This window comes from Calditerricola satsumensis (assembly GCF_014646935.1).
GTDB lineage: Bacteria > Bacillota > Bacilli > Calditerricolales > Calditerricolaceae > Calditerricola > Calditerricola satsumensis.
Genome location: NZ_BMOF01000070.1, coordinates 1 through 8,296 on the forward strand (window position 1 = coordinate 1; position 8,296 = coordinate 8,296).

At 66.4% G+C, this 8,296-nt stretch carries 7 protein-coding genes and 4 tRNA genes; all 11 read left to right on the forward strand.

Features of this window, described 5'->3' with window-relative positions; translation table 11 throughout:
• The first annotated feature begins 112 nt into the window (after positions 1-112).
• Positions 113-189, forward strand: a tRNA-Met gene (locus tag IEX61_RS11495).
• A gap of 6 nt (positions 190-195) precedes the next feature.
• A tRNA-Met gene (locus IEX61_RS11500) sits at positions 196-272 on the forward strand.
• Between the two features lie 4 nt (positions 273-276).
• Positions 277-352 (forward strand) — tRNA-Glu (locus IEX61_RS11505).
• A gap of 13 nt (positions 353-365) precedes the next feature.
• A tRNA-Val gene (locus tag IEX61_RS11510) sits at positions 366-441 on the forward strand.
• Between the two features lie 252 nt (positions 442-693).
• Positions 694-3,189, forward strand: coding sequence for a stage II sporulation protein E (gene spoIIE, locus IEX61_RS11515; protein WP_229725860.1), 2,496 nt, complete (start codon positions 694-696; stop codon positions 3,187-3,189).
• A gap of 123 nt (positions 3,190-3,312) precedes the next feature.
• Complete coding sequence (locus tag IEX61_RS11520) at positions 3,313-4,083, forward strand: VWA domain-containing protein (protein ID WP_229725862.1); 771 nt, start codon at positions 3,313-3,315, stop codon at positions 4,081-4,083.
• A complete protein-coding gene (locus IEX61_RS11525; RefSeq protein WP_188818155.1) occupies positions 4,067-4,993 on the forward strand; it encodes a protein kinase family protein in 927 nt (308 codons plus the stop codon). The genes IEX61_RS11520 and IEX61_RS11525 overlap by 17 nt, the downstream gene beginning before the upstream one ends.
• 7 nt (positions 4,994-5,000) lie before the next feature.
• Positions 5,001-5,786, forward strand: a complete 786-nt coding sequence (locus IEX61_RS11530; protein WP_188818157.1) for a threonine/serine exporter family protein — start codon at positions 5,001-5,003, stop codon at positions 5,784-5,786.
• 28 nt (positions 5,787-5,814) lie between these two features.
• Positions 5,815-6,264, forward strand: coding sequence for a threonine/serine exporter family protein (locus IEX61_RS11535; protein WP_229725861.1), 450 nt, complete (start codon positions 5,815-5,817; stop codon positions 6,262-6,264).
• On the forward strand, positions 6,245-7,645 hold the full coding sequence (gene tilS, locus IEX61_RS11540) for a tRNA lysidine(34) synthetase TilS (RefSeq protein ID WP_188818159.1): 1,401 nt from the start codon (positions 6,245-6,247) through the stop codon (positions 7,643-7,645). Before IEX61_RS11535 ends, tilS begins: the two co-directional genes overlap by 20 nt.
• Positions 7,646-7,687: 42 nt before the next feature.
• Positions 7,688-8,224, forward strand: coding sequence for a hypoxanthine phosphoribosyltransferase (hpt, locus tag IEX61_RS11545; RefSeq protein ID WP_054673231.1), 537 nt, complete (start codon positions 7,688-7,690; stop codon positions 8,222-8,224).
• Positions 8,225-8,296: the final 72 nt, after the last annotated feature.

Sequence of the window (8,296 nt, forward strand, 5' to 3'; positions counted from 1 at the left end):
CCTCGCTTTTGTTCCCTTGGCTTGGTTGACCTCGCATCCACAATTATTGACCTAGAGCCACTTGACCCTTGACACATCCAAAAAGGTAGTGTATACTGCTTGACGTGAACGACGCGGGGTGGAGCAGCCAGGTAGCTCGTCGGGCTCATAACCCGAAGGTCGCAGGTTCAAATCCTGCCCCCGCAACCATATGGTGGCGGCGTAGCTCAGCTGGCTAGAGCGTACGGTTCATACCCGTAAGGTCGGGGGTTCGAGGCCCTCCGCCGCTACCAGCGTGGCCCGTTGGCGAAGTGGTTAACGCACCAGATTTTCAATCTGGCATGCAGGGGTTCGAATCCCCTACGGGTCACCATTTTCTTTTTTCTGGACGGTTAGCTCAGCTGGGAGAGCACCTGCCTTACAAGCAGGGGGTCGGCGGTTCGATCCCGTCACCGTCCACCATCCAACGCACGCCATCCTCGCCCGAACGGCAACAAGCCAAAACGGGCGTTTTTCTTTTTTTCGGGCTTCGACAGATGCGGCAAGAAGCGCTCCGGCCGCGACGGGCGATGCGGCGAGTCGGCTCGAGGGATCGGGGAACGGGCAGAGGAATGTCGGAAGATTCCCATCGCGAGGCGCACGAAATGACAGACTTTTGCGAAACGGGGGACGTATAATGGGGGCACCAAAGGAAGATGGGTGGTGACGAACGCGATGTTTCGCAAAACGGATGGGTGGACAGGGAAATTGTTCGGGCCGGTCCCGTGGCTGGCCGGAGCCGGTGAACCCGCCGAAAGGGGAGCGCAAGCCGTGCAGCGGGGGTGGATCCGGTGGGGGGTCCCCCTGCTCGTGATCGGGTTTTTGCTTGGACAAGCGGTGCTGGTCGAAGGGCTGGCCCCGTTTGCCGTGCCGTTTTTTGCGGTGGCGTACCATTTGCGCCGCGATCGGGTTCTGCCCATTGTCCTCGCCCTGTGCGGAGGGGCGGCGTTGGTGTCGACGGACCACCTCTTTGTGACGATCCTTTCGTGCGCCATGTACCTGATCCTCCAGCTCGGGTTGGAACGCCGCAAACGCGTGGCGCGGAGTGATCTCTCCCACGCGCCGCTTTTGACGGCGCTGGCGGTGTTTGGCGCCCATACCGGGTACACCTACGGTATGGCCAACGCCTTGACCGTCTATCAGGCGGTCGCCTACGCGGTGGAAGGGGCGCTCAGCTTCTTGCTGACGTTGATCTTTGTACAGGCCCTCCCCCTCATGACGTCACGCCGGTACCGCCATCCGCTGCGCCAAGAAGAAGCGGTCTGCGCGCTCATTCTTCTCGGTTCCGTGCTCATCGGCACGATCGACTGGCGGTTTTTCGGCGTGGCCGTGCACCACGTGCTGGCCCAATATTTCCTCCTCGTCTTTGCCTTCGCGGGCGGCGGGGGGATCGGGGTGACGGCGGGCGTGGTGATCGGGCTGATGCTCACCCTGGCCGACATCGGCGAGCTCAACCAGATGAGCCTGCTCGCGTTTGCCGGGCTCTTGAGCGGGCTGTTGCGCGAGGCGCGGAAGCCGGGGGCGGTGGCCGGCCTCCTGATCGGCGCGAGCCTCTTCACCTTCTATATGGAGCCAACGGGGCGGATGTGGAGCGCCCTTGGGGAATCGCTGGCGGCCGCGTTCCTGTTTGTGCTGACGCCGCGCGTGCCGTTGCGCCAGTTGGCCGCGCTTCTCCCGGGCACCCATGAGCACTTGATCAGCCAGCAGGCCTACATGCGCCAGGTGCGGCAGGCGACGGCCGCGCGCATTGAACAGTTCGCGCACCTTTTTCAGAAGCTGGCGCACAGTTTTGCCCAGGCGGATCGCGACGCCTCAGACGGCAAGACGGACGTGATGAAGGAGATGGATGCCTTTCTCAGTGGCGTGACCGCCGTCACGTGCAACGTCTGCCGGAGGAAGGATGTCTGCTGGGGCGAAAAGGCCGAGGAGACGTACGACTGGATGCGGTACTTTGCCGGGGTTGTGGCGGCGGACGGCGCATATCGACGCCAGATCCCTTTTGAGTGGAAGCGCCACTGCCTCAAGGCGCAGGACGTGCTCAAGGTGATGGCGGACCAGTACCCGGCGTTCCGCGAGCGCCTCCTCCTAAACCAGCGCATCCGGGACAGCCGACAGCTGGTGGCGGAGCAGTTGAGCGGGGTGTCGCGGGTGATGGGCGATTTTGCCGCGGAAATTCGCCGCGAGGGCCAGGACTTGGGGGTGCAGGAGGGACAGATTCGCGAGGCCCTCGAGGAGATCGGCCTGTCGGTGCGCAAGGTGGACATCTACAACCTGGCCGAGGGCAACGTCGACATCGAGGTGAGCCAGCCGAGCTGCAACGGCCGCGACGAATGCGAGAAAATCGTCGCCCCGCTGGTGTCCGATCTACTCGGGGAGACGGTGGCCGTGGCCGAAAAGCGTTGTCAGGCTTACGCCGACGGGTACTGCACGATGTGCCTGCGGACGGCCCACAAGTACCGGGTTGCGTCGGCCATCGCCGCGGTGGCCAAGGACGGCGGCTGGCTCTCCGGCGACAGCTTTGCCACCCTCGACCTCGGGAATGGGCGGTACGCCGTGGCCCTCTCCGACGGGATGGGGAACGGCGAGCGCGCCCACCGGGAGTCGAGCGAGACGCTGGAGCTCCTGAAGGAGATGCTGTGCGTGGGCTTTGACGAGCAGATGGCCATCAAATCGGTCAACGCCCTGCTCTCGCTGCGCACCACCGAGGACACCTTCGCCACCCTCGACCTGGCGATCCTCGATCTGCATACGGCGGAGGCCAAGTTCCTGAAGACCGGCTCGACGCCAAGCTTCATCAAGCGCGGACGCGAGGTGTTCACCGTGACGGCCGGCAATTTGCCGATTGGCATCCTGCGCGACATCGAGGTGGACGTCGTGACGCTTGGCCTCAAACCCGGCGACCTGCTCATCATGCTCACCGACGGCGTGTACGACGCGCCCAAGGTGGAAAACAAAGAGCGGTTCCTCAAGCGCATGATCGCCGATCTGGCCACCGATGATCCCCAGGAGGTGGCGGATCTCTTGCTCGAGCAGGTCGTGCGCCACCACCACGGCGCCATCCACGACGACATGACGGTGGCCGTCGTGCGCATCGATCCGTACGTCCCCGAGTGGGCCACCATTAAGATGCCGCGCCTGCGTCCCGTTGAACGGCCGCGCGTTGTCAGCTAGCGTTCGTCTCCGCTGGCCGTATCCGCCGCCGTGCAGGTATGCGCATCGCGCCTTCCGTCGATACTGGGAATGTCCCGTCTTTTCAGAATCCTTGGTCGGCGGGAGGCGATAGCGTTGCGCGAGATGGTTCTGGAACAGATTCTGCTCGTCACCGACGGGTGTTCCAACGTCGGGGGCGATCCGGTCGAAGCGGCGGCGGAAGCGCGGCGGCAGGGCATCGTGGTCAACGTGATCGGCGTCCTGCACGGGCAGACCCTTGGGGAGCACGGACGGCGGGAAGCCGAACGCATTGCTGCAGCGGGCGGTGGGGTGTGCCAGTTCGCCCAGCCGGAGCGGCTGTCGCACACGGTTCAGGCGGTCACGCGGCAAGCGATGACGCGGACGCTGCACGCCGTGGTGCGCGAGGAGCTGCGGACGCTTCTCGCCGAGGGGAACGCGGCGAGCCTGGCGCCCGAGCAGCGCGCGCGCCTGGCGGCCTCGATCGAGACGTGGGCCGAGGCCTGCCGCCTGCGCGTGTTTCTCCTCCTCGACACCAGTGCCAGCATGGCGCCGCTGGTCCCCACGGTACGCCGGGCGGTACGGGACTTTTTCCTTTGCTTGGCTGCGCGTACCGGGCCCAGCGAGTTGGCCGTCGGCGCCTTCCCGGGTGCCAAGGGAGACCTTGACCTCCTTGTCGACTGGACGACGGACGGCGCGGCGGCCCGCCTGGCCCTGGAACGGCCGCCGACGGGGCTCACGCCGACGGCTCCGGCGCTGCGGGCGGCGTTGGCCCACTTTCGGCCGCGCCTTGCCTCGGGAGAAGCGCGGGGGTTTGCCGCGCTCCCGCCCGCGTCGGAAAAGAACGCCGCCGGCCGCGCGTCCGACGGGGGATTGCTTCGTGACTACGTCTTTTGAGCATGTGTCTGTTGAACTGCGTCCCGGAACCGTCGTTTGCGGCCGTTGGCACGGCAACGCGTACCGCATCGAACGCGTTGCCGGCCGAGGGGCAACGGCGACGGTGTACGCGGCCTGGGGGCCGATGGGCCGTGTGGCGCTAAAGGTGGCCGCCGACGAGGCCTGCGTGCTGGTGGAAGCGGTCACGTTGCGGGACCTCGAGGCCCGAGGGGCAGCCCTTGGGCCTTTTCTGCGTGACGTCGACGAAGCCGACATCGGGGGCCGACCGGTGCTGTTTCTCGCCCTCGACTGGGTGGAGGGCGTGCCCCTCAACCGCTTTTCCTTTGGGCGTCGGCCGGAGGTAGCGGCGGCGGTGTTGGAGCAGATTCTGGATGTCCTGGAGCGGTTGCATGCCGCCGGGCTTGTCTTCGGCGATCTGAAACCGGCTAACGTCCTCGTGGCACCGGGATCGCCGCCGCGCGCGGGGGTGGTCGACTTTGGCGGCGTGACCCCCCAGGGCCGGCTCGTGCGCGCCCACAGCGAATTGTACGACCGGGCCGCGTGGGGCGCCGGCGGCCGCACGGCGGACCCCGCGTACGATCTGTTTGCCGCGGCGCTCACGTTCCTGGCCGCCGTCATCGGGGAAGCGCGCCTGGCCGCTTTTTTCAACCGGAAGCGGTCGGTGGCGGCGCTTTGTGATATAATACGGGCGGATTCGCGACTGGCACCGTATCGGCCGGTTCTGGAGCCGGCGCTCCATGGGCGGTGGGCAAGCGCGGGAGCGATGCGCCGCGCGCTGGCTGCGGCGTCCGACGCGGGCTTAAGCGCCGTCCCGCCGCGCGATCGTTTGACGGCGGGTCTGGTCGGCGCGTGTGCCGTCGCGGTGGCGTGGTTTTTGCTCGCGAGCGCAGCGTGGTGGGAGAGGCAGTGATGCAGCGATGGACGCGACGCCGCACGGGATCCCGTCTCCCCCTTCCTCCGACGACATCTTGGATCTGTGCTTGTTCGCCGGGGCCCTCGTGTTGAAAAACGGCGGGGAGACGTATCGCGCCGAAGAGACGATGGTGCGCATGGCCATGGCCTCCGGCGTGCAGGAGGCGCACGGCTTTGCCACCCCGACGGGCGTGTTCCTATCGTGCGTGACGGCCGAAGGGGTCAAGACGCGCGTGCAGCGCATTGCGGCGCGCACCGTGGACTTGAGCAAAGTGGCGGCGGTCAACGAGATCTCCCGCTGCTACGTGGACGGACGTATGACGGCCGCGGAAGCGTTTCGGCAGCTCAAGCGGGTTGAGACGGCGCCCTTTCCGTACGGCGACGGGCTGGCGCACCTGGCCGCCGGCGCCACCAGCGCCAGCTTTGCCCTGCTGTTTGGCGGGTCGTGGCCGGATTTCGGGCCGGCCTTTGCCGCCGGTCTCGTGGCCAATGTGGCCCTCAAGCTGGTGGAGCGCCTCTTTGCCATGCGCTTTGTGGCCGAAGCGGTGGCCGCCTTCTTCAGCGCTCTGACCACCGTGCTCGCCTTCGCCGCGGGGTGGGGGGCCGACCGGGACGCCATCCTCATCGGCGCGCTCATGCCCTTTGTTCCCGGTGTGGCCCTCACCAATGCCGTGCGCGATGTGATGGCCGGTGATCTGGTGTCGGGGCTGGCGCGCGGCGCAGAGGCGGCGCTCACCGCCCTCGCGGTGGCGGCGGGCGTGGCGCTCCTGTTGGGACTGGTGGCCGAATGAAGCGTGTACGGTCTGGAGGCGACGGCGTGTGACCGGGGCTGTGGAGGGGTTGCTCAGTTTTGTGGCGGCCGCGTCCTTCGGCATGCTGTTTGGCGTCCCGCGCGCCGAACTGGTGTGGGGCGGGCTGGTCGGGGCGGCGGGCTGGCTCGTGTACCGGGGCCTGATGGCGATGGGGATGGGCTTGCTCGGGGCGATCTTTGCCGCGTCCTTTCTCGTTGCCGCCCTCAGCCAGCTCCTGGCCGTGCGCCGGCGCGTGCCGGTCACCTTGTTTGTCGTTCCGGGCATCATTCCCCTCGTTCCGGGCGGGCTGGCGTACCGGACGATGCTGGCCTTTTTCCACGGCGAGTATGCGGGAGGCTTGGCGGTAGGCGCGCAGACCCTGCTGTCCGCCGGCGCCATTGCCGCCGGGCTTTCGCTGTGGACGGCGCTGTTTGCCGCGTTTCGGAGGAGGGGGCCCCATGCGCGAACGCGTGCGTGAGACGATTCGCCGCTACCGGCTCCTCGAGCGCGGAGACGGCGTGGTGATTGGCGTGTCGGGCGGTCCCGACTCGATGGCCTTGCTCCATGTGCTCCTTGCGTTGCGCGACGAATACGACCTGTCCCTTACCGCGGTCCATGTCCATCACCAACTGCGCGGCGCGGAGGCGGATGCCGACGCGGCCTTCGTTGCGGACTGGTGCCGCGCCCACGGCGTGCCCTGCCGCGTCGTGCGCGTCGACGTGCGCGCGCATGCCGCCAAACACCGCCTGGGCCTGCAGGTGGCCGCACGCCAGTTGCGCTACGCGGCCCTGCGGGAAGCCGCCGAGGAGGCGGGAGCGGGGAAGATCGCCCTGGGGCATCACGCCGACGACCAGGTGGAGACGGTGCTCATGCGTCTGGTTCGCGGCACGGGAGTCGGCGGGCTGGCGGGCATCCCTATCTCGCGGGCGGAAGGGTCTGCCACCCTCATCCGCCCGCTCCTTCACGTGCGGCGAGCGGAAATCGAGGCCTACTGCGCGGCCCATGGCGTGCCCTACCGCCTCGACGCGTCCAACCGCTCCCGCGCCTACCTGCGCAACCGCGTGCGCCTCGACGTGGTGCCGCTCCTTTCGGCCCTCAACCCGCGCTTTCCAGAGGCCGTGTGCCAGTTGGCCGAGGTGGCGCGGGCCGAGGACGCCTACCTCGAGGAGCGGGCGCGCGAAGCCCTTGAGGGAGCCCTTCGCCGGCGCACCGCCGATGGCGTGGTGCTCGACCGACAGGCCTTAGTCCGTCTCCCCCTGGCTTTACAACGCCGGGTGATTAAACTAATATTAAGTTATCTGTGTGTGGACGAGCCCGACCGATTCTTTGCGCACATTGAGGCGGTGCGCCGTCTGGCCGCATCGGACAAGCCCGCCGGATGCCACCGCGTTGCCGGTGCGTGGTGGGTGGAAACGGATTACGATGTGCTCGTCTTTGGGCGCGGCGAACCGGACAGCAGAGAAGGGCTCGACTTTTGCTATCCGTTGGCCGTTCCCGGGGAAACGCTGGTCCCGGAACTCGGCTGCACGATTCGCTGCCGGGTGACGGACCGGCCCCTTGAGGACGGGGAGCTCTCTCCGTTGTGGGCCGTGTTTGATTACAAGCGGCTTTCCGGTCCGCTCGTTGTGCGCGCGCGCCGGCCGGGCGACCGCATGACGGTGTGGGGGCTTGCCGGACACAAGAAGGTCAAGGACATCCTGATCGACGAGAAGGTGCCGCATCGGGTGCGCCGCAGGATGCCGGTGATTTGCGCCGGGGAGACCATCCTGTGGCTGCCTGGCGTGCGGCGGTCGGCGGAAGCGCCGGTGACCGCCGCCACGCGCCGATTTTTATACATGGAAGTGGAGAACGACGCGTAACGGTAAAAGCAGATGGGGTTTGGCAGCAGGAGGAAACGAGCGATGGATCAGGACATAAAGGAAGTGCTCATCTCGGAAGAGGCCATTCGGGAGAAGGTGCGCGAGCTGGGGGAGATCCTGTCGGCGGAGTACGCCGGAAAAAACCCGCTCGTCATCTGCGTGCTGAAAGGTGCGGCCTTCTTCATGACCGACCTGGTTCGGCAGATGAACATTCCCCTGGAGATGGATTTTATGGCCGTGTCGAGCTACGGCGCGTCGACGCAATCGTCGGGCGTCGTGCGCATCCTGAAAGATCTCGACACGGCGGTCGAGGGGCGCCACGTCCTGGTGGTCGAAGACATCATTGACAGCGGGCTGACGCTGAGCTACCTCATCGACCTCCTCAAGCGCCGCAATGCCGCATCGGTCAAGGTGGTTACCCTCCTCGACAAGCCGCATCGACGTACGGTCGACCTGAAGCCCGACTACTGCGGGTTTGTCGTTCCGGACGCGTTTGTCGTCGGGTACGGGTTGGATTACGCCGAAAAGTATCGCAATCTCCCCTACATCGGCGTGCTCAAGCCGGAGGTTTACCGGTGAGCTCGACCGCGTTCACGTGTCAACTCACATAAAAACCTAACCGAAGTGAAGCCGGTCACTCACGAGAAAATC